This is a genomic window from Streptomyces sp. NBC_01013 (assembly GCF_045162765.1).
GTDB lineage: Bacteria > Actinomycetota > Actinomycetes > Streptomycetales > Streptomycetaceae > Streptomyces.
This window is the reverse complement of record NZ_CP108687.1, coordinates 719,756-739,177: the sequence shown is the minus strand read 5'-3', so window position 1 is coordinate 739,177 and position 19,422 is coordinate 719,756. Positions and strand designations below refer to the sequence as shown.

The window sequence follows — 19,422 nt, the reverse complement described above, 5'->3', positions numbered from 1 at the left end:
ATGAAACTCGGCGCGGTCATCATCACGATGGGCAACCGCCCGGTCGAGCTGCGTGCCCTCCTCGATTCGGTCGCCCGACAGGACGGCGACCGGATCGAGGTGGTCGTCGTCGGCAACGGCGCCCCGGTTCCGGACGTCCCCGCGGGCGTACGGACCGTCGAGCTGCCCGAGAACCTGGGCATCCCCGGCGGCCGCAACGTGGGCATCGAGGCCTTCGGTCCCTCCGGCGCCGACGTCGACGCGCTGCTCTTCCTCGACGACGACGGGCACCTGCCGCTCACCGACACCGCCGAGCTCTGCCGGCAGGCGTTCGAGGCCGATCCGAGGCTCGGCATCATCAGCTTCAGGATCGCCGACCCGGACACCGGCGAGACCCAGCGCCGTCACGTGCCGCGACTGCGCGCCGCCGACCCGATGCGCTCCTCGCGGGTGACGACGTTCCTCGGCGGCGCCAACGCCGTACGCACCCGGGTCATCGCAGAGGTCGGTCCGCTGCCGGGGGACTTCTTCTACGCGCACGAGGAGACGGACCTCGCCTGGCGGGCACTGGACGCCGGCTGGTTGATCGACTACCGCGCGGACATGGTGCTCAACCACCCCACGACCGCTCCGTCCCGGCACGCCGTCTACCACCGCATGGTGGCGCGGAACCGGGTCTGGCTGGCCCGTCGCAATCTGCCCGCGCCCCTGGTCCCCGTGTACCTCGGCGTGTGGCTGCTCCTCACTCTGCTCCGCAAGCCTTCGGGAGCGGCGCTGAAGGCGTGGTTCGGCGGCTTCCGGGAGGGCTGGTCGACGCCCTGCGGACCTCGCCGCCCGATGAAGTGGCGTACGGTGTGGCGCCTGACCAGGCTGGGCCGACCTCCGGTCATCTGAGAAGTTCGCCTCTGGGAGCATGAGGCGTAAGTTTTGTTCTTTGGGACCTGTCCGCCCTGAGCCGCGCCCGCGACTGGCTGCGCGTTTTGAATACGAGAGTTTCATCTGGTGAGTGACACAACCCATGATGGTGCTGTTGCGTTGAGCACCACGCCATCGGCCGACGACGGCCTGAGCGCTGCCGAGCTGGCCACGAAGTACGGCCTGACGGTCAGCGGTGCCCGGCCCGGGCTCTTCGAGTACGTGCGCCAGCTCCGCGGGCGACGCCACTTCATCATGGCGTTCTCCCGGGCGAAGCTGACCGCTCAGTACAGCCAGGCCAAGCTGGGGCAGCTGTGGCAGGTGGCGACCCCGCTCCTGAACGCGGCGGTGTACTTCGTCATCTTCGGCCTGATCCTCGGCACGAAGAGGGGGATACCGCAGGAGGTCTTCATCCCGTTCCTGGTGACCGGGGTCTTCGTCTTCACCTTCACCCAGAGCTCGGTGATGGCCGGGGTCCGCGCCATCTCCGGCAACCTCGGACTGGTGCGCGCGCTGCACTTCCCCCGTGCCTCGCTGCCCATCTCGTTCTCGTTGCAGCAGCTGCAGCAGCTGCTGTACTCGATGATCGTGCTGATCGCCGTGACCGTGGGATTCGGCAGCTACCCCAGGCTGTCCTGGCTGCTGGTGATTCCCGCGCTGGTGCTCCAGTTCTTCTTCAACACCGGACTGGCGCTCATCATGGCGAGGCTCGGGGCCAAGACGCCCGACCTGGCCCAGCTGATGCCGTTCATCATGCGGACCTGGATGTACGCCTCCGGGGTCATGTTCTCCATCCCGGTGATGCTGGCCGACAAGCCGTCCTGGATCGGCGATGTGCTGCAGTACAACCCGGCGGCCATCTACATGGACCTGGTCCGGTTCGCGATGATCGACGGGTACGGCTCCGAGAACCTGCCGGCGCACGTCTGGCTGGTGGCCCTCGCCTGGGCGCTCGTGGTGGGCGCCGCGGGCTTCGTGTACTTCTGGAAGGCAGAGGAGCGGTACGGCCGTGGCTGAGGACAAAACCGCGGGGCGCGTCCCCACCGTGATCGCCGACGACGTGCACATCGTGTACCGCGTCAACGGCGGCGGCGGTGGCAAGGGCGGAGCCACCGCGGCACTGAGCCGGATACTGCGCCGCGGCAAGGGCGAGGAGCGCGGGGTCCGCAAGGTGCACGCCGTACGCGGCGTCTCCTTCACCTCGTACCGGGGCGAGGCCATCGGCCTCATCGGGACGAACGGCTCCGGCAAGTCCACCCTGCTGCGGGCCATCGCCGGACTCCTGCCGACCGAGCACGGCAAGGTGTACACGGACGGCCAGCCCTCGCTGCTCGGGGTGAACGCGGCGCTGATGAGCGACCTGACGGGCGAGCGCAACGTCGTGCTCGGCGGCCTCGCCATGGGCATGAGCCGCGAGGAGATCAACGAACGCTACGACAGCATCGTCGACTTCTCCGGCATCAACGAGAAGGGCGACTTCATCACCCTTCCGATGCGTACGTACTCCTCCGGTATGGCAGCCAGGCTGCGCTTCTCCATCGCCGCAGCCAAGAACCACGACGTCCTGATGATCGATGAGGCGCTGGCCACCGGTGACCGCAAGTTCCAGATCCGCTCCGAGGCGCGCATCCGGGAGCTCCGCAAGGAGGCGGGCACCGTCTTCCTGGTCAGTCACAGCAACAAGTCGATCAGGGACACCTGCGACCGTGTGCTGTGGCTGGAAAAGGGCGAGCTGTTGATGGACGGCCCGACCGACGAGGTTCTCAAGGCGTACGAGCGCGAGACCGGCAAGTAGGGCGTCGCCGCAGTCGCGCACCGCAGCGGCCTCTGCCGGATTTTTCCGGCAGAGGCCGCTGCGGTGCGTACGGATCGGGCCCCCGCCCGGGCCTCCACGGCTCGTCGTACGGAGCCCGGCAAGATCTCCTCCCGCCGGATGACGTCAATTTCCTTGCGCAAGGGGAAAGTTGACAAGGCGAAGCGCGCAGGTGTTGCGCGCCCCACACCCCGGCGTATGGATGAGCGTTGTACAACGTAAGCTGTACCGGTGCTGATTCGTGGCAAGTGGGGCGATACCGCCTGGGTGGACGGCCCATAGCCGTCCTTCGCACTCGGGAGAGCGGGCGGCGTGTCCGGAATGGGATGTTTTGGGTCAGCAGTGTAGAACGGGAGATGTGACGGCTATGACGGAAGATCTCCAGCTCCGAGGTGCTCACGCCGTCCCCGCGCAGGGCGGTACGCAGTGACCCGTACCCGGCAGGCGCGGCTTGATTCCGCCGTACCCGGAACACTTGACAAGGCTGCCGACGAGAACTTTCCGGTGGCCCCCTTCTTCCTGCCGCGCGCGTGGCGCGACGACCTGATGGCCGTCTACGGCTTCGCCCGGCTCGTGGACGACATCGGCGACGGCGACCTCACGCCCGGCGGCGGCGACGCCCGGCACCTCGGTCTCGACCCGGCACAGGGCGAGGACCGGCTCGCGATGCTGGACGCGCTCGAAACGGACCTGCGCCGCATCTTCGCCACCACCGGCGAGACCCCGCACCATCCGCTGTTGCAGGCGCTGCGCCCCACCGTGCGGCGCCGCGCGCTCACCCCGGAACCCTTCCTCGGCCTCATCGAGGCCAACCGGCAGGACCAGAAGATCCGCCGCTACGGGACGTACGAGGAGCTCCTCGCCTACTGCGAGCTCTCTGCCAACCCCGTCGGCCGCCTGGTCCTCCAGCTCACCGGAACCGCGAGTCCCGAGCGCCTCCGCCGCTCCGACGCCGTCTGCACCGCACTGCAGATCGTCGAGCATCTGCAGGACGTGACCGAGGACCTCGGCCGTGACCGGATCTACCTGCCGGCCGATGACATGGCCACGTTCCATGTCACCGAATCCGACCTGGCGGCCCCCTCCGGGGGCGCGTCGGTGCGGGCACTGATCGCGTACGAAGCCGAACGCGCCGGGGATCTGCTGAATGAAGGCACCCCCCTGGTGGGTAGCGTCCACGGCAGGCTCAAGCTGCTTCTCGCCGGATTCGTGGGAGGGGGGCGTGCCGCCCTCACCGCGATCGCGGCCGCCGGGTTCGACGTACTGCCGGGACCCCCCAAACCCACCAAGCCCAGCCTGCTGCGCGAGGTGGGAGTTGTTTTGCGAAGAGCGCGTAGAGAGGGGTGAGCCGGACCGTGGAGGGACAGACGACGTACATGTCGGCACCGGTACAGGCCGCATACAGTTACTGCGAGGCGGTCACCGGACAGCAGGCGCGTAACTTCGCGTACGGCATCAGGCTGCTGCCCGTCGAGAAGCGGCAGGCCATGTCGGCCCTGTACGCCTTCTCCCGACGGGTCGACGACATCGGTGACGGCGAACTGGAGCCGGAGACCAAGCGCATCCGCCTGGAGGGCACCCGCGCGGTGCTGGACCGGATCCGTGGGGGAGCGGTCGACGAGGACGACACCGATCCGGTGGCCGTCGCGCTCGCCGACGCCGCCCGCAGGTTCCCGCTGCCGCTCGAAGGGCTCGACGAGCTCATCGACGGCGTGCTGATGGACGTGCGCGGTGCGACCTACGAGACGTGGGACGACCTCAAGACCTACTGCCGGTGCGTCGCGGGCGCCATCGGCCGCCTCAGCCTGGGCGTCTTCGGTACGGAACCCGGCGCCCCCGGCGCCGAGCGCGCCGCCGAGTACGCCGACACGCTCGGCCTCGCACTGCAGCTGACGAACATCCTGCGCGACGTGCGCGAGGACGCCGGCAACGGGCGTACCTACCTCCCCGCCGACGACCTCGCCAAGTTCGGCTGCTCCGCGGGCTTCCACCGGGCCACCCCGCCGCCCGGCTCCGACTTCGCCGGGCTCGTCCACTTCGAGGTCCGACGCGCCCGGGCCCTGTTCGCCGAGGGTTACCGGCTGCTGCCGATGCTCGACCGGCGCAGCGGGGCCTGCGTGGCGGCCATGGCCGGCATCTACCGCCGGCTCCTCGACCGGATCGAGCGCGACCCCGAGGCAGTGCTGCGCGGCCGGGTCTCGCTCCCGGGCCACGAGAAGGCGTACGTGGCGGTGCGTGGTCTGTCGGGTCTCGACGCGCGCCACATTTCGCGCCGCACGACCAGGGGGCGTGTCTGAATGCGTCACACGGACATCTCGCGCACCATGTGCATCATGGATGATCACTCCGTACGGCGGGCAACCCTCCGGTGCACGGGTGCGTCCGTGACTGAAAAGACCCGACGAGAGGGGGACGCATGACGGACGACGCACTGCGTTCCTCCCGCGCGGTGGTGATCGGGGGCGGGCTCGCCGGCATCACGGCGGCCCTGCGCCTGGCAGATGCCGGGCTTGACGTGACCCTGCTCGAAGGGCGGCCCCGGCTCGGTGGCCTCGCCTTCTCCTTCCGGCGCGGCGAGCTGACGGTCGACAACGGCCAGCACGTCTACCTGCGCTGCTGCACCGCCTACCGGTGGTTCCTCGACCGGGTCGACGGCGCACGTCTGGCACCCCTGCAAAACCGTTTGGACGTGCCCGTTCTCGACGTGGGGCGGCTCGCGGGCCCCCGGCTGGGACGGCTGCGGCGCAACGGACTGCCGGTCCCCTTCCACCTCGCCGCCGGACTCGCCGCCTACCCGCACCTCTCGCTCGCCGAGCGCGCGAGCGTCGGGCGGGCAGCATTGGCCCTCGGACGGCTCGACCCGGACGACCCCGCGCTCGACGACGTCGACTTCGGCAGCTGGCTCGCCCGGCACGGCCAGTCGCCCCGCACCGTCGAGGCCCTCTGGGACCTGGTCGGCGTGGCCACCCTCAACGCCACCGCGCCGAACTCCTCGCTCGCGCTCGCCGCGAAGGTGTTCAAGACGGGACTCCTCTCCGACCCCGGCGCCGCCGACATCGGCTGGGCCTCCGTGCCGCTCGGGGACGTCCACGACACCCTCAGCCGCAAGGCCCTGGACTCCGCCGGTGTCCGCACCGAACTGCGGACGAAGGCCGGAGCCCTCACCCGTACCGACGACGGGGGCTGGGTGGTCGACACCGGCGCCGAACGCATCGAGGCGGACACGGTCGTGCTGGCCGTACCGCAGCGCGAGACCCATGACCTGCTGCCCGAGGGCGCGCTCGACGCACCGGAGCGGCTGCTGGAGATCGGCACCTCGCCGATCCTCAACGTGCACGTGGTCTACGACCGCAAGGTGCTCAGGCAGCCGTTCTTCGCCGCACTCGGCTCACCGGTCCAGTGGGTCTTCGACCGGACCGAGGCCTCCGGCCTCAGCGGTCCCGGCCAGTACCTCGCGGTCTCCCAGTCCGCCGCCGACGAGGAGATCGACCTGCCCGTCGCCGAGCTCCGCGCGCGCTACCTGCCCGAGCTGGAGCGGCTCCTGCCCGCCGCCCGCGGGGCCGGGATCAGGGACTTCTTCGTCACCCGGGAGCGTACGGCGACCTTCGCGCCCGCTCCCGGCGTCGGCCGGCTGCGACCGGGAACGCGCACCCGCGCCCCCGGTCTCTTCCTGGCCGGCGCCTGGACCGCCACCGGCTGGCCCGCCACGATGGAGGGCGCCGTCCGTAGCGGTGCCGGCGCTGCGGACGCCGCACTCCTGGCGCTCGGCCGCTCCCATGAACATCCGCTGCAGGAGGCGGCATGAGCAGTACCACCGGAACAAGAGGAGAGTCAGTGACCCCGGCGAATCCGGCTTCCGACACCGTGGCGGACACCACGGACGTCACCGCGCTTCTGGAGCGCGGACGGGCCCTTTCCGCGCCGGTGCTCCGGGCCGCCGTTGACCGGCTCGCACCGCCCATGGACACCGTGGCCGCCTATCACTTCGGCTGGATCGATGCCCAGGGCAGGCCCTCGGACGGCGACGGTGGCAAGGCCGTCCGCCCGGCGCTGGCCCTGCTGTCCGCCGAAGCGGCCGGCGCCGCCGCCCAGGCCGGCGTCCCCGGCGCCGTGGCCGTCGAGCTCGTGCACAACTTCTCGCTGCTGCACGACGATCTGATGGACGGCGACGAGCAGCGGCGGCACCGCGACACGGTGTGGAAGGTGCACGGCCCCGCCCAGGCGATCCTGGTCGGCGACGCGCTGTTCGCCCTGGCCAACGAGATCCTGCTGGAGCTCGGCACCGTCGAGGCGGGCCGCGCGGCCCGACGGCTGACCTCGGCCACCCGCAAGCTCATCGACGGACAGGCCCAGGACATCTCCTACGAGCACCGCGAGCGGGTCACCGTCGAGGAGTGCCTGGAGATGGAGGGCAACAAGACGGGCGCTCTGCTCGCCTGTGCCTGTTCCATCGGCGCGGTCCTCGGCGGCGCCGACGACCGGACCGCCGACGTCCTGGAGGCGTACGGCTACCACCTCGGCCTCGCCTTCCAGGCGGTCGACGACCTGCTCGGGATCTGGGGCGACCCGGAATCCACCGGAAAGCAGACGTGGAGCGATCTGCGCCAGCGTAAGAAGTCCCTGCCGGTCGTCGCCGCGCTCGCCGCGGGCGGGCCGGCTTCGGAGCGCCTGGGCGAGCTGCTCGCCGCCGACGCGAAGAGCAGCGACTTCGACAGCTTCTCCGAAGAGGAGTTCGCCGCCCGTGCGGCGCTCATCGAGGAGGCGGGCGGCCGCGAGTGGACCGCCCAGGAGGCCCGTCGTCAGCATGCGGTCGCGATCGAGGCGCTGCATGGTGTGGACATGCCTGAATCCGTGCGGGCGCAGCTCACGGCGCTCGCGGACTTCGTCGTCGTACGAAAGAGATGATGACCATCCCCTCAATATGACTCGCAGTCGCCGGCCGGCACCCGTCATGGGCGCCGGCCGACGGAGACCCCAGCACAGCAGAGGACCAACTGCACGAAGGGGAAGCCATGACAGCGACGACCGACGGAAGCACCGGGGCTGTGGACCCCAGCGCAGCCTCGGCCAGTATTCCGACAACCGAATCAACCATCGCCGCGGACGACGTACTCGCCGCCGCGCGGCGGGCCGCGGAACGCTCGGTGGAGCACCTCCTCGGGAGGCAGGACGAGCAGGGCTGGTGGAAGGGCGACCTCGCCACCAACGTCACCATGGATGCCGAGGACCTCCTGCTCCGGCAGTTCCTCGGCATCCAGGATGCTGCCACGGTCCAGGCGGCCGGCCGCTTCATCCGCGGCGAACAGCTCGGCGACGGCACCTGGGCAACCTTCTACGGAGGCCCGGGCGACCTCTCCGCCACCATCGAGGCGTACGTAGCGCTGCGTCTGGCCGGGGACCGGCCGGACGAACCCCACATGGCCCGCGCGGCGGCGTGGGTCAGGGAGCAGGGCGGGATCGCGGCGAGCCGCGTGTTCACCCGCATCTGGCTGGCTCTCTTCGGCTGGTGGAAATGGGACGACCTCCCGGAGCTCCCGCCTGAGCTGATGTTCTTCCCCAAGTGGGTCCCGCTCAACATCTACGACTTCGGCTGCTGGGCCCGCCAGACCATCGTGCCGCTCACCGTCGTCTCCGCGAAGCGGCCGGTACGGCCCGCACCCTTCGCCCTGGACGAGCTGCACACCGACCCGGACGAACCGAACCCGCCCCGCCGTCCGGCCCCGGCGGCCAGCTGGGACGGCGTCTTCCAGCGCCTCGACAAGGCGCTGCACCTCTATCACCGCATCGCCCCTCGCCGACTGCGCCGGGTCGCCATGAACGCGGCCGCCCGCTGGATCATCGAACGCCAGGAGAACGACGGCTGCTGGGGCGGCATCCAGCCACCCGCCGTGTACTCCGTCATCGCCCTGCACCTGCTCGGCTACGACCTCGACCACCCGGTCATGCGCGCCGGCCTGGAGTCGCTCAACCGGTTCGCGGTCTGGCGCGAGGACGGTGCCCGCATGATCGAGGCCTGCCAGTCCCCGGTCTGGGACACCTGCCTCGCCACCATCGCGCTCGCCGACGCGGGAGTCGTCGCCGACCACCCCGCACTGGTGAAGGCAGCGGACTGGATGCTCGCCGAGGAAATCGCACGGCCGGGGGACTGGTCCGTGCGCCGACCTCAACTGGCTCCCGGTGGCTGGGCGTTCGAGTTCCACAACGACAACTACCCCGACATCGACGACACCGCGGAGGTGGTCCTCGCGCTGCGCCGGGTCCGCCACCCGGACCAGGCAAGGGTCGATGCCGCCATCGAGCGCGGGGTGCGCTGGAACGTGGGCATGCAGTCCCGCAACGGCGCTTGGGGGGCCTTCGACGCCGACAACACCAGCGCCTTCCCCAACCGGCTGCCGTTCTGCGACTTCGGCGAGGTCATCGACCCGCCGTCCGCCGATGTCACCGGACACGTGGTGGAGATGCTCGCTGTCGAAGGCCATTCCCGGCATCCCGCCACCCAGCGGGGAATCGAGTGGCTGCTCGCCGAACAGGACGCGGCCGGCGGCTGGTTCGGCCGCTGGGGCGTCAACTACGTCTACGGGACAGGGTCGGTGGTGCCCGCTCTGGTCGCCGCCGGACTGCCCGCCACCCACCCCTCCATCCGCCGGGCGGTCGGCTGGCTGGAATCCGTCCAGAACGACGACGGCGGATGGGGCGAGGACCTGCGCTCCTACAACGAGGACAAGTGGATCGGCCACGGAACCTCGACGGCATCGCAGACCGCCTGGGCACTGCTCGCACTCCTCGCGGCCGGCCGGCGGGACACCGTGGCCGTCTCACGCGGCGTCGCCTGGCTGGCCGAGACCCAGCAGGCCGACGGCTCCTGGGACGAACCCTACTTCACCGGGACCGGGTTCCCCTGGGACTTCTCCATCAACTACCACCTCTACCGGCAGGTCTTCCCGCTGACCGCACTCGGACGGTACGTGCACGGCGACCCGTTCGCGGGCCGCACGGCGGTCCGCGAGGGGGCCTGATGGGCGATGCCCCAGGGCCGGCCGGTCCCACCCCGCTGCTCATCGCCTGTGCGCTGGGCATCGAGCACCTGGCCCTGCGCACCGGCAGGACCAGGGCGGGCACCGCCCCGGGCGCCGTGACCGTACTCCGTACGGGCATGGGGCCGAAGGCGGCCGAAACAGCCGTGGCGAGGGCGCTCGGCGAGGGCCGTGCGCTCGGCGCCGCGGTCATCGCCTCGGGGTTCTGCGCCGGGCTCGCACCCGGCATGCACCCCGGAGACCTGGTGGTGGCCGACGAGACCCGAACAGCCGGGCGGTCGGACACCTGCACCGGCACGGAACTGCTCGCCGACGCACTCGCCAGGGCCGTACCCGGACGTACCGTCCACACCGGTCCGCTGACCGGCTCCGACCATGTCGTACGAGGACATGAGCGGGCCGAGCTGCGGGCCACCGGAGCGATCGCGGTGGACATGGAGTCCGCCGCGACCCTGCGCATCGCTCTGCGGTCCGGGCCACGCCCGGTTGCGGCCGTACGGGTGGTCGTGGACGCTCCTGAGCATGAGCTCGTCCGCATCGGCACGGTCCGCGGTGGAATATCGGCTTTCCGCGTTCTCCGTGCCGTCCTGCCGGCTTTCTATGAATGGCACCGATCTTTGCTGCTCCCCAGGAGGTGAGCTAGATGGCCATGCCGCTCCGTCAGTCCATCAAGGTTGCGACGTACCTCATTGAACAGAAGCTCCGAAAGCGGGAGAAGTTCCCGCTGATTGTCGAGCTGGAGCCGTTGTTCGCCTGCAACCTCGCCTGCGAGGGCTGCGGGAAGATCCAGCACCCGGCCGGAGTACTCAAGCAGCGCATGCCGGTGGCCCAGGCCGTCGGCGCCGTGCTCGAATCGGGCGCCCCGATGGTTTCCATCGCGGGCGGCGAGCCGCTGATGCATCCACAGATCGACGAAATCGTCCGGCAGCTGGTGGCGAAGAGGAAGTACGTCTTCCTCTGCACCAACGCGATGCTGCTGCGGAAGAAGATCGAGAAGTTCACCCCCTCGCCCTATTTCGCTTTCGCCGTCCACATCGACGGGCTGCGCGAGCGCCATGACGAATCGGTTGCCAAGGAAGGGGTGTTCGACGAGGCGGTCGCGGCCATCAAGGAGGCCAAGCGGCGCGGCTTCCGGGTCACGACGAACTCCACCTTCTTCAACACCGACACGCCCCAGACCATCATCGAGGTCCTCAACTTCCTCAACGACGACCTGAAGGTCGACGAGATGATGATCTCGCCCGCGTACGCCTACGAGAAGGCACCCGACCAGGAGCACTTCCTCGGCGTCGAGCAGACCCGCGAGCTGTTCAGGAAGACTTTCGCGGGCGGCAACCGGGGCAGGTGGCGTCTGAACCACTCGCCGCTCTTCCTGGACTTCCTGGAGGGCAAGGCGGACTTCCCGTGCACGGCATGGGCCATTCCGAACTACTCCCTGTTCGGCTGGCAGCGGCCCTGCTATCTCATGAGCGACGGGTACGTGCCGACGTACCGGCAGCTCATCGAGGAGACCGACTGGGACAAGTACGGCCGTGGCAAGGACCCGCGCTGCGCCAACTGCATGGCGCACTGCGGCTACGAGCCCACGGCCGTCCTTGCCACCATGGGGTCGCTGAAGGAATCCCTGCGCGCGGCGCGGGAGACCGTCGGCGGGAACCGGTGACGTGACGGCCGCCGGGGAGCCGGTTCTCCGGGGACTCCTCGCGCTCTCGGTCCGGCCACGTGTGATGCGCCGCCCCGGCGGCGCATCCGGGCCGGGCCGGCAGCGGTCGGCGGGTGGCAGTCCGCCGGGGCATGGACGGCGCGGGGACACCCCCGGGGGTCCCCGCCCTCACCGTGAGCCGATAACAGGACCAGAGAGGGGGCCCGGGCATGACGCTGCTGCAGTCCATCCGGGGGCCGCACGATCTCAAGGCACTGAATGAACCGCAACTCGGCGAACTCGCCGAGGACATCAGGAAGTTCCTCGTCCAGGCGGTGGCCAGGACCGGTGGCCATCTGGGCCCCAACCTCGGGGTGGTGGAGCTCTCGATCGCCCTGCACCGGGTCTTCGACTCTCCCGTGGACCGGATCCTGTGGGACACCGGCCACCAGAGCTACGTACACAAGCTCCTCACCGGGCGGCAGGACTTCTCCAAACTGCGCGGCAAGGGCGGCCTCTCCGGCTACCCCTCCCGTGCCGAGTCCGAGCACGACGTCATCGAGAACTCGCACGCCTCCACCGTGCTCGGCTGGGCCGACGGCCTGGCCAAGGCCAACGAGCTCCTCGGCCGCCACGACCACGTCGTCGCGGTCATCGGTGACGGGGCGCTCACCGGTGGCATGGCCTGGGAGGCCCTGAACAACATCGCCGCCGCCGGGGACCGCCCGCTGATCATCGTCGTCAACGACAACGAGCGCTCCTACGCCCCGACCATCGGCGGACTCGCCGACCACCTCGCCACCCTGCGCACCACGGACGGCTACGAGCGCTTCCTCTCGTGGGGCAAGGGCGTCCTGCAGCAGACACCCGTCATCGGGCAGCCGCTGTACGAGTCACTGCACGGCGCCAAGAAGGGGTTCAAGGACACCTTCGCACCGCAGGGCATGTTCGAGGACCTCGGTCTGAAGTACCTCGGGCCGATCGACGGCCACGACACCGCTGCCGTCGAGTCCGCGCTCCACCGCGCGAAGCGCTTCCACGGCCCCGTGCTCGTGCACTGCCTCACCGAGAAGGGCCGCGGCTACCTCCCCGCGCTCCAGGACGAGGCAGACCGCTTCCACGCCGTCGGCGCGATGGACCCGCTGACCTGCGCCCCGCTCGTTCCCGCGGAGGGCCCGTCCTGGACCTCCGCGTTCGGGGACGAGATCGCGTTGATCGGGGCGGAGCGGCCGGAAGTCGTCGCGATCACGGCGGCGATGCTCCACCCCGTGGGGCTGACGAAGTTCGCCGAGGCGTTTCCCGACCGGGTCTGGGACGTGGGGATCGCCGAGCAGCACGCGACGGTGTCGGCGGCCGGACTGGCGGCCGGGGGCCTGCACCCCGTCGTCGCCGTGTACGCGACCTTCCTCAACCGGGCCTTTGACCAACTGCTGATGGACGTCGCCCTGCACAGGTGCGGTGTGACGTTCGTGCTCGACCGGGCCGGGGTCACCGGACCCGACGGGGCCTCCCACAACGGCATGTGGGACATGTCCGTCCTCCAGGTCGTGCCCGGCCTGCGGATCGCCGCGCCGCGCGACGCCGAGCGGCTGCGCGACGAACTGCGCGAGGCCGTCGGCGTCGACGACGCACCGACGCTGATCCGGTTCCCGAAGGAGGCGGTGGGGGAGCCGGTACCCGCGATCGGCACCATCGGCGGCATGGACGTCCTGCACCGCGCCGAGGACGCCGATGTGCTCCTGGTCGCGGTCGGTGTCATGGCCCCCGTCTGCCTGCAGGCCGCCGATCTGCTCACGGGTGGCCACATCCGCTGCACGGTGGTCGACCCCCGCTGGGTCAAGCCGGTCGACGAGCAGCTCGCGCCACTCGCCGCGCAGCACCGGCTCGTCGCCGTCGTGGAGGACAACAGCCGTGCGGGAGGCGTTGGTTCGGCGGTCGGACAGGCGCTGCGGGACGCCGGGGTCGACGTTCCGCTGCGGACGTTCGGCATTCCCGATCAGTTCCTCGCCCATGGGAAACGGGCCGAGGTCCTGGCAGACATCGGACTCACACCGGTCGAGATCGCGGGCCGGATCAGCGCCGCGCTGGCCGCCCGGGACGCGGCCACGGGCAAGGGGCCGGGCGCCCCGGGCAACGGGCACAAGGAGAGCGGGGCATGAAGGACGACCGGCCCAAGGGCTTCGATCTGGCACGGCTCCTCGCGGAGCGCGGCGCCGAACGCTACGAGCTGCACACGAAGTACCTCAACCACCAGCTCCCGCGCATGCTGCACACCATCGGCTTCGACAAGGTCTACGAACGGGCCGAGGGTGCGCACTTCTGGGACGCCGAGGGCAACGACTACCTGGACATGCTCGCCGGTTTCGGCGTGATGGGCCTGGGCCGGCATCATCCCGTCGTGCGCAAGGCCCTGCACGACGTCCTGGACGCCTCGCTCGCCGACCTGACCCGGTTCGACTGCCAGCCGCTGCCGGGCCTGCTGGCCGAGAAGCTGCTGACGCACAGCCCGCACCTGGACCGGGTCTTCTTCGGCAACAGCGGCACGGAGGCGGTGGAGACCGCCCTCAAGTTCGCCCGGTACGCCACCGGGAAGCCCAGGATCCTGTACTGCACGCATGCCTTCCACGGGCTGACCACCGGCTCGCTCTCCGTCAACGGCGAGGACGGCTTCCGGGACGGCTTCGCGCCGCTGCTGCCCGACACCGCCATCGCACTCGGCGACCTCGACGCCCTGCGCCGTGAACTGAAGCGCGGCGATGTGGCCGGACTCGTCGTGGAACCGATCCAGGGGAAGGGCGTGCACGCCGCGCCGCCAGGCTTCCTGCGTCAGGCCCAGGAGCTGTTGCACAAACACAAGGCCCTCCTCATCGCCGACGAGGTGCAGACCGGCCTGGGCAGGACGGGGGACTTCTACGCGTACCAGCACGAGGAAGGCGTGGAACCCGATCTGGTCTGCGTCGCCAAGGCGCTCTCCGGCGGCTATGTGCCCGTCGGTGCGACCCTCGGCAAGGACTGGATCTTCAAACGCGTCTACTCCTCGATGGACCGGGTCCTGGTCCACTCCGCGAGTTTCGGGTCCAACGCCCAGGCGATGGCGGCCGGACTCGCGGTCCTCGCCGTGATGGAGGACGAGGAGACGGTGGCCAACGCGCGCCGCACCGGCGACCTGCTGCGCGAACGGCTGGCCGCGCTCGTCGGGCAGTACGAGCTGCTGCACGAGGTGCGGGGACGCGGGCTGATGATCGGCATCGAGTTCGGCCGGCCCAGCTCGCTGAAGCTGCGCAGCCGCTGGACGATGCTGCAGGCGGCCCGCAAGGGACTCTTCGCGCAGATGGTGGTCGTACCGCTGCTCCAGAAGCATCGGATCCTGACCCAGGTATCCGGCGACCATCTCGAAGTGATCAAGCTGATTCCGCCCCTGACGATCGACGAGGCGGACGTGGACCGCTTCGTCGGCGCGTTCACGGCCGTGATGGACGACGCGCACAGCGGCGGCGGACTGATGTGGGACTTCGGGCGGACCCTGGTGAAGCAGGCCGTCGCCAACCGCTGATCATGGGTGAAGTCATCCGCGGGGACGCACTCGGTGCTTTTGCCTCGGAGGCAAGAAATTTGCCTCCGAGGAAAGTTCCTGGCCCAATAAAGGTATGAATCCTCCAGAAGGAGGGGTGGCCGACGAGCTGCCCGGGGTCGCGCCACGCCTGCGCGATCTGCGCCGCAGTCGTGGTCTCACCCTGGAGACCGCCGCCCAGCGGGCCGGGCTCTCACCCGCCCACCTGTCCCGGCTCGAAACGGGCAGGCGCCAGCCCTCGCTGCCGATGCTGCTCGGGCTTGCCCGGATCTACGGTACGACGGTTTCCGAGCTGCTCGGCGAGATTCCCCCGGAACGTGACGCGATCGTCCGCGGCCGCCGGTTCGAGGGCGCCGAGGCCGATGGCTGGATGTACCAGCAGGCCGGCGGTCCCGGACGGGCGATGCAGGCTCTCCGTGTCCGGGTCCCGCACGGCGCCCAGGGGGACCTGGTGCGCGTCCATCCCGGGGAGGAGTGGCTGTACGTCCTGGCCGGGCACCTCAGGGTGACTCTCGGGGAGACGGTCCATGACCTCGCCCCCGGTGACAGCGCGCACTTCGACTCGCTCACCCCGCACCGGATCGCGGCCCTGGACCGCGACGGCGCCGAGCTGCTCTTCGTCCACACCCTGCTGCAGAGCCCCGCCGCCGAGCTGTGTCTCGGCAGCGGGATCCACCGTCGCTGATTCGCCGTCCCCGCCGCCGGCCCGCCGGTGGCCAGAGAGGACCTGCCATGTCCGATTCCGAGAACTACGACCCGCTCAGCCCGGCCCGGCCCAAGAAGTACGACCCGCAGGAGAAGAAGATGCCTCGGGGGCTCGTCATCAGGCTCTTCGCCTACCTGGTGGCCGGGCATGTCATCGCGGGCTTCCTCTATCTGCTGTTCGCGGTGGGGATGCACAACCAGTAGCGGCGGTCTCCGCCCGGACGGCCGGACCCGAACCTCTCGTCCGGATCGGGCCGGGCTCGGGCGGTCCGAAGGCCTTGGGCCGATCCGGCGGATCCGGGTTGTACGGCCCTCAGTCGAGCAGTCGCTCGCGCAGTCGCTCGCGGGTCTCCGGGGTGATCTTGAGGCCGTCGGCGAGGTAGCGGTCGGTGCTGCCCCAGGTCTCGTCGATCGTGGTGAAGGCGGCGGCGAGGTAGTCGGCGTGGGCGCCGAAGAGCGGATTGAGCAGCTCCATCACCTCGGGGGACATTCCGGCGGGGGAGGTGTCGCTGCGGCGGACCTTGTAGCGGCGGTGCGCGTCGTTGGACTTGAGGTAGTCGGCCTCGATGGCCTCGCGCTCGACACCGACGGCGAGGAGGGACACCGCGATCGAGAGCCCCGCACGGTCCTTGCCGGCGGCGCAGTGCATCAGGGCGGGCACGCTGTCCTCGGCCAGCGCATGCAGCACCCGGCTGTGTTCGGCCGTGCGGTCCAGGATGATCCGGCGGTAGGAAGCGATCATGCGGTGCATCCCCTTGCCGTCGGCCAGGATCGACCGCAGCTCTTCCATGTTGCCGTCGCGCACCATCCGCCAGAACTCCGCGCCGTCCGCCGGGTCGCTCAGCGGGATGCTCACATTGCGCACTCCCGGAAGTTCGACGTCCAGACCGTCCAGTTTGTGGTCGGCCATGTTGCGGAAGTCGAAGACGGTGTGCAGGCCCAGACCGGCGAGGAACGCGGCGTCCTCGGCCGTGGCGTGTGCCAGGTGACCGCTGCGGTAGAGCCGCCCGTACCGCACCCGGCGGCCGTCCGAGGTGGGCAGGCCGCCGACGTCACGGAAATTGCGGACACCTGCCAGCTCGGGCTCCGTCGACGGGGTCTGCGGCAGCTGCTGCGTCACGGTCACTCCTGGGGGCTCTGTCGCCGGCGCGTGTCGCCCGCGGGTCCACTCTCGTGACGATACGACATTGATTCGTCTGGCAATCATCCTGGCCGCGCCCGCACTTCGTGCCTGGATGAGGCGTCTGGGGGGCTCGCTGGGAGGGGGTGCATCCACGCTGACGTCCCGATGAGGAGGAGGCGATGGGCATGACATGTCCGTATTGGGATATTTAGCCGAACATGCCCTACTTATGCGGGAGATGGTCACCCTCTCGTGAGCGGGATCATATCCGTGACGGTGTGTGGCGGTGGGGCTGCCGGGCATTCCTTGCACGGTGCGGAAAGCCAAGATCCGTAATCCACGGAGTGTGACCGGAATTCCTCGCCGATTTCTCCGCGCGGAATCCCCCGTGGAACCCGTGGCTTGTTTCCGCCGTCCCGGCTCGTTTACGTTCTCTGCAATCCGGACGGACCGCCTAATCCTGCCGCCGCCCGGAATTCGCACCCACTCACCGCGTGGCAGGAGCGGGGGAACCAGGTAAGCCGCCGACCGGGAATCCGGTCGGCTCGGGGTGAAGTCGCGCCAGTCGCGACCGGACATCTCCAGTCCGAACCCGACAGCTCACCTCGTAGGCGCCGGAGAGGAAAACCTTCATGCCCATATCGGGTAAGCACCGCCGTCCCAAGTCCAGCACGATCGCCCGTGGCGTCGTCGTCGCGAGTGCCGGCGGGGCCGTCATCGCGCTTCCGCTGCTCGGCGCCACCGGTGCCAACGCCGCGGAGCAGTCCGCTCCCGCCGCCTCGAGCTCGGCCGCTGCCGCGCACGCCACTCCGGCCAAGCCGGTGGCACAGAAGCAGGCCGGCTCCACGACGTACACCGTGGTCTCCGGTGACTACCTGTCGAAGATCGCTGTCCAGCACAAGCTCAAGGGTGGCTGGGAGAAGCTGTACCAGGACAACCGCAAGGTCGTCGGCGACGACCCGAGCCTGATCTTCCCGGGCATGAAGCTGACCCTCGGCGGCAAGGCCTGGGGTCACGCCTCGACCACCTCCACGGGCTCCACCACTCCGTCGAAGGCTCCGGTCAAGGCTGAGACCAAGGCCGCCCCGGTCTCCGACTCGTCCTCCTCCGACGCCCCGTCGTCCGAGGAGACCTCGGCCCCGGCCACCCAGAGCAACGACTCCGGTTACGTCCACCCGGTCCCGGGCAACCACACCACCGCCTACCGCGCCTCCGGTGCCAACTGGTCCAGCGGCAGCCACACCGGCATCGACTTCCCCGTGTCCACCGGCACGAGCGTGAAGGCGATCACCTCCGGCACCGTCGTCACCGCCGGCTGGGGCGGCGCGTACGGCAACGAGGTCGTCATCAAGCACGCCGACGGCCACTACTCGCAGTACGGCCACATGTCCTCGCTGTCGGTCTCGGCCGGCCAGACCGTGACCGCGGGCCAGCAGGTCGGCCTCTCCGGCGCCACCGGCAACGCCACCGGCCCGCACCTCCACTTCGAGGTCCGCACGGGTCCGGCCTACGGCTCGGACATCGACCCGATCGCCTACCTGGCGTCGCACGGGATCAACGTCTGATCCAGGCAACAGCGGTCCGGTGACCCGGGTCTGAGCAATGCATAGAGGGACGGTGCGCGGCGGCGCACCGTCCCTCTGCTCATGGCCCGTGTGCCGGGGGGTCCGTGCTGAGGAAGCACTCGCACTTATTCCCCCTTTACCAAAAACTGACTGGGTGGTCTATCTCACCACCCGTCAACCCCATAATACGGTCGCGTAGGTCACATTCGGCGGTGCAGGATATGCCCTTGTGGCAGACGATTCGAACAACATCCAGCAGGGCGTCATCAACCAAAAGGGCGCCATCGGGTCGTACGCGGCGATTGGCGACAGCTTCACCGAGGGAGTCGGTGACCCCGGCCCGGGCGGAACCCTCGTCGGCTGGGCGGACCGGTTCGCGGTACTCCTCGCGGACCAGCTCCCGGACCTCGGTGCGGCGACAGGCACCACGCACGGAAACTTCAGGTACGCCAATCTCGCCGTACGAGGACGCCTCCTCGACCAGATCGTCGAGGAGCAGGTGCCGCGCGCCAAGGAACTCGCCCCAGATCTGGTGAGCTTTTGCGCGGGCGGCAACGACATCATCCGGCCGGGCACCGACCCCGACGACGTGGCCGAGCGCTTCGAGCGCGCGGTGGCCGACCTGACCCGGTCGGTGGGCACGGTCATGGTCACCACCGGCTTCGACACCCGCAACGTTCCCGTGCTGCGCCATCTGCGCGGCAAGATCGCCACGTACACCGCCCATGTGCGGTCCATCGCCGACCGCTACGACTGCCCGGTCCTCGACCTGTGGTCCCTGCGCTCGGTCCAGGACCGGCGGGCCTGGGACAACGACCGGCTGCACCTGTCGCCCGAGGGGCACACCCGGGTCGCGCTCCGCGCCGCCCAGGTCCTCGGCCTCCACGTGCCCGCGGACCCGGACCAGGAGTGGCCGCCCCAGGCACAGCGCGGAACGCTCGAAGTACGGCGCGACGACATTCACTGGGCACGCGAGTACCTGGTGCCTTGGATCGGCCGGCGGCTGCGCGGCGAGTCCTCCGGCGACCACGTGGAGGCCAAGCGCCCCGACCTGCTGCCGCTCTGAGCCCCGCGG

At 69.9% G+C, this 19,422-nt stretch carries 17 protein-coding genes and 1 riboswitch; of the genes, 16 read left to right on the top strand and 1 reads right to left on the bottom strand.

Going from position 1 to position 19,422, the window contains the following annotated elements; translation table 11 throughout:
• The 14 genes from OG538_RS03185 to OG538_RS03120 all read left to right on the top strand — a co-directional run bounded on the left by OG538_RS03185 (window position 1) and on the right by OG538_RS03120 (window position 15,863).
• Entirely contained in the window at window positions 1–873 is an 873-nt protein-coding gene (locus OG538_RS03185; protein ID WP_406099971.1) for a glycosyltransferase family 2 protein, read from the top strand.
• Between the two features lie 108 nt (window positions 874–981).
• Complete coding sequence (locus OG538_RS03180) at window positions 982–1,911, top strand: ABC transporter permease (protein WP_406089890.1); 930 nt, start codon at window positions 982–984, stop codon at window positions 1,909–1,911.
• Window positions 1,904–2,689, top strand: a complete 786-nt coding sequence (locus tag OG538_RS03175; protein WP_406089889.1) for an ABC transporter ATP-binding protein — start codon at window positions 1,904–1,906, stop codon at window positions 2,687–2,689. The genes OG538_RS03180 and OG538_RS03175 overlap by 8 nt, the downstream gene beginning before the upstream one ends.
• Window positions 2,690–3,133: 444 nt before the next feature.
• Entirely contained in the window at window positions 3,134–4,054 is a 921-nt protein-coding gene (gene hpnC / locus OG538_RS03170; RefSeq protein WP_406089888.1) for a squalene synthase HpnC, read from the top strand.
• A gap of 29 nt (window positions 4,055–4,083) precedes the next feature.
• Window positions 4,084–5,004, top strand: coding sequence for a presqualene diphosphate synthase HpnD (hpnD, locus tag OG538_RS03165; protein WP_406089887.1), 921 nt, complete (start codon window positions 4,084–4,086; stop codon window positions 5,002–5,004).
• Between the two features lie 119 nt (window positions 5,005–5,123).
• Window positions 5,124–6,512, top strand: a complete 1,389-nt coding sequence (gene hpnE, locus OG538_RS03160; protein ID WP_406089886.1) for a hydroxysqualene dehydroxylase HpnE — start codon at window positions 5,124–5,126, stop codon at window positions 6,510–6,512.
• Entirely contained in the window at window positions 6,509–7,612 is a 1,104-nt protein-coding gene (locus OG538_RS03155) for a polyprenyl synthetase family protein (protein ID WP_406089885.1), read from the top strand. Before hpnE ends, OG538_RS03155 begins: the two co-directional genes overlap by 4 nt.
• A 107-nt stretch (window positions 7,613–7,719) precedes the next feature.
• A complete protein-coding gene (shc, locus tag OG538_RS03150) occupies window positions 7,720–9,723 on the top strand; it encodes a squalene--hopene cyclase (RefSeq protein WP_406089884.1) in 2,004 nt (667 codons plus the stop codon).
• Window positions 9,723–10,379, top strand: coding sequence for a 1-hydroxy-2-methyl-2-butenyl 4-diphosphate reductase (locus OG538_RS03145; RefSeq protein ID WP_406089883.1), 657 nt, complete (start codon window positions 9,723–9,725; stop codon window positions 10,377–10,379). The genes shc and OG538_RS03145 overlap by 1 nt, the downstream gene beginning before the upstream one ends.
• A 5-nt stretch (window positions 10,380–10,384) precedes the next feature.
• On the top strand, window positions 10,385–11,404 hold the full coding sequence (gene hpnH / locus OG538_RS03140; RefSeq protein ID WP_406089882.1) for an adenosyl-hopene transferase HpnH: 1,020 nt from the start codon (window positions 10,385–10,387) through the stop codon (window positions 11,402–11,404).
• A 209-nt stretch (window positions 11,405–11,613) separates the two neighbouring features.
• Entirely contained in the window at window positions 11,614–13,542 is a 1,929-nt protein-coding gene (gene dxs / locus OG538_RS03135; RefSeq protein ID WP_406089880.1) for a 1-deoxy-D-xylulose-5-phosphate synthase, read from the top strand.
• Window positions 13,539–14,936: an aspartate aminotransferase family protein gene (locus OG538_RS03130; protein WP_406089878.1), complete on the top strand. Its 1,398-nt coding sequence runs from the start codon at window positions 13,539–13,541 to the stop codon at window positions 14,934–14,936. Before dxs ends, OG538_RS03130 begins: the two co-directional genes overlap by 4 nt.
• 94 nt (window positions 14,937–15,030) lie before the next feature.
• Window positions 15,031–15,639, top strand: coding sequence for an XRE family transcriptional regulator (locus OG538_RS03125; protein ID WP_362541676.1), 609 nt, complete (start codon window positions 15,031–15,033; stop codon window positions 15,637–15,639).
• A 47-nt stretch (window positions 15,640–15,686) separates the two neighbouring features.
• The gene (locus OG538_RS03120) at window positions 15,687–15,863 is read left to right on the top strand and encodes a DUF6126 family protein (protein ID WP_406089877.1); all 177 of its coding nucleotides are present in this window, start codon (window positions 15,687–15,689) and stop codon (window positions 15,861–15,863) included.
• Between the two features lie 109 nt (window positions 15,864–15,972).
• Here OG538_RS03120 and OG538_RS03115 read toward each other — a convergent pair whose 3' ends face one another.
• The gene (locus tag OG538_RS03115) at window positions 15,973–16,779 is read right to left on the bottom strand and encodes a tyrosine-protein phosphatase (RefSeq protein WP_406089875.1); all 807 of its coding nucleotides are present in this window, start codon (window positions 16,777–16,779) and stop codon (window positions 15,973–15,975) included.
• 473 nt (window positions 16,780–17,252) lie between these two features.
• A riboswitch (cyclic di-AMP (ydaO/yuaA leader) is annotated at window positions 17,253–17,409 on the top strand.
• 5 nt (window positions 17,410–17,414) lie between these two features.
• On the opposite strand from OG538_RS03115, the gene OG538_RS03110 reads away from it, so the two are divergent.
• Complete coding sequence (locus OG538_RS03110; RefSeq protein ID WP_406089873.1) at window positions 17,415–18,347, top strand: peptidoglycan DD-metalloendopeptidase family protein; 933 nt, start codon at window positions 17,415–17,417, stop codon at window positions 18,345–18,347.
• A 229-nt stretch (window positions 18,348–18,576) separates the two neighbouring features.
• Window positions 18,577–19,413: an SGNH/GDSL hydrolase family protein gene (locus OG538_RS03105; RefSeq protein ID WP_406089871.1), complete on the top strand. Its 837-nt coding sequence runs from the start codon at window positions 18,577–18,579 to the stop codon at window positions 19,411–19,413.
• Window positions 19,414–19,422: the final 9 nt, after the last annotated feature.

What these genes read in the sequence shown, in the direction of transcription:
- OG538_RS03185 (WP_406099971.1), top strand. Translation starts at nt 1, where the DNA reads ATGAAACTCGGCGCGGTCATCATCACGATGGGCAACCGCCCGGTCGAG.
- hpnD (WP_406089887.1), top strand. Translation starts at nt 4,084, where the DNA reads ATGTCGGCACCGGTACAGGCCGCATACAGTTACTGCGAGGCGGTCACC.
- hpnE (WP_406089886.1), top strand. Translation starts at nt 5,124, where the DNA reads ATGACGGACGACGCACTGCGTTCCTCCCGCGCGGTGGTGATCGGGGGC.
- OG538_RS03155 (WP_406089885.1), top strand. Translation starts at nt 6,509, where the DNA reads ATGAGCAGTACCACCGGAACAAGAGGAGAGTCAGTGACCCCGGCGAAT.
- shc (WP_406089884.1), top strand. Translation starts at nt 7,720, where the DNA reads ATGACAGCGACGACCGACGGAAGCACCGGGGCTGTGGACCCCAGCGCA.
- OG538_RS03145 (WP_406089883.1), top strand. Translation starts at nt 9,723, where the DNA reads ATGGGCGATGCCCCAGGGCCGGCCGGTCCCACCCCGCTGCTCATCGCC.
- hpnH (WP_406089882.1), top strand. Translation starts at nt 10,385, where the DNA reads ATGGCCATGCCGCTCCGTCAGTCCATCAAGGTTGCGACGTACCTCATT.
- dxs (WP_406089880.1), top strand. Translation starts at nt 11,614, where the DNA reads ATGACGCTGCTGCAGTCCATCCGGGGGCCGCACGATCTCAAGGCACTG.
- OG538_RS03130 (WP_406089878.1), top strand. Translation starts at nt 13,539, where the DNA reads ATGAAGGACGACCGGCCCAAGGGCTTCGATCTGGCACGGCTCCTCGCG.
- OG538_RS03125 (WP_362541676.1), top strand. Translation starts at nt 15,031, where the DNA reads ATGAATCCTCCAGAAGGAGGGGTGGCCGACGAGCTGCCCGGGGTCGCG.
- OG538_RS03120 (WP_406089877.1), top strand. Translation starts at nt 15,687, where the DNA reads ATGTCCGATTCCGAGAACTACGACCCGCTCAGCCCGGCCCGGCCCAAG.
- OG538_RS03110 (WP_406089873.1), top strand. Translation starts at nt 17,415, where the DNA reads ATGCCCATATCGGGTAAGCACCGCCGTCCCAAGTCCAGCACGATCGCC.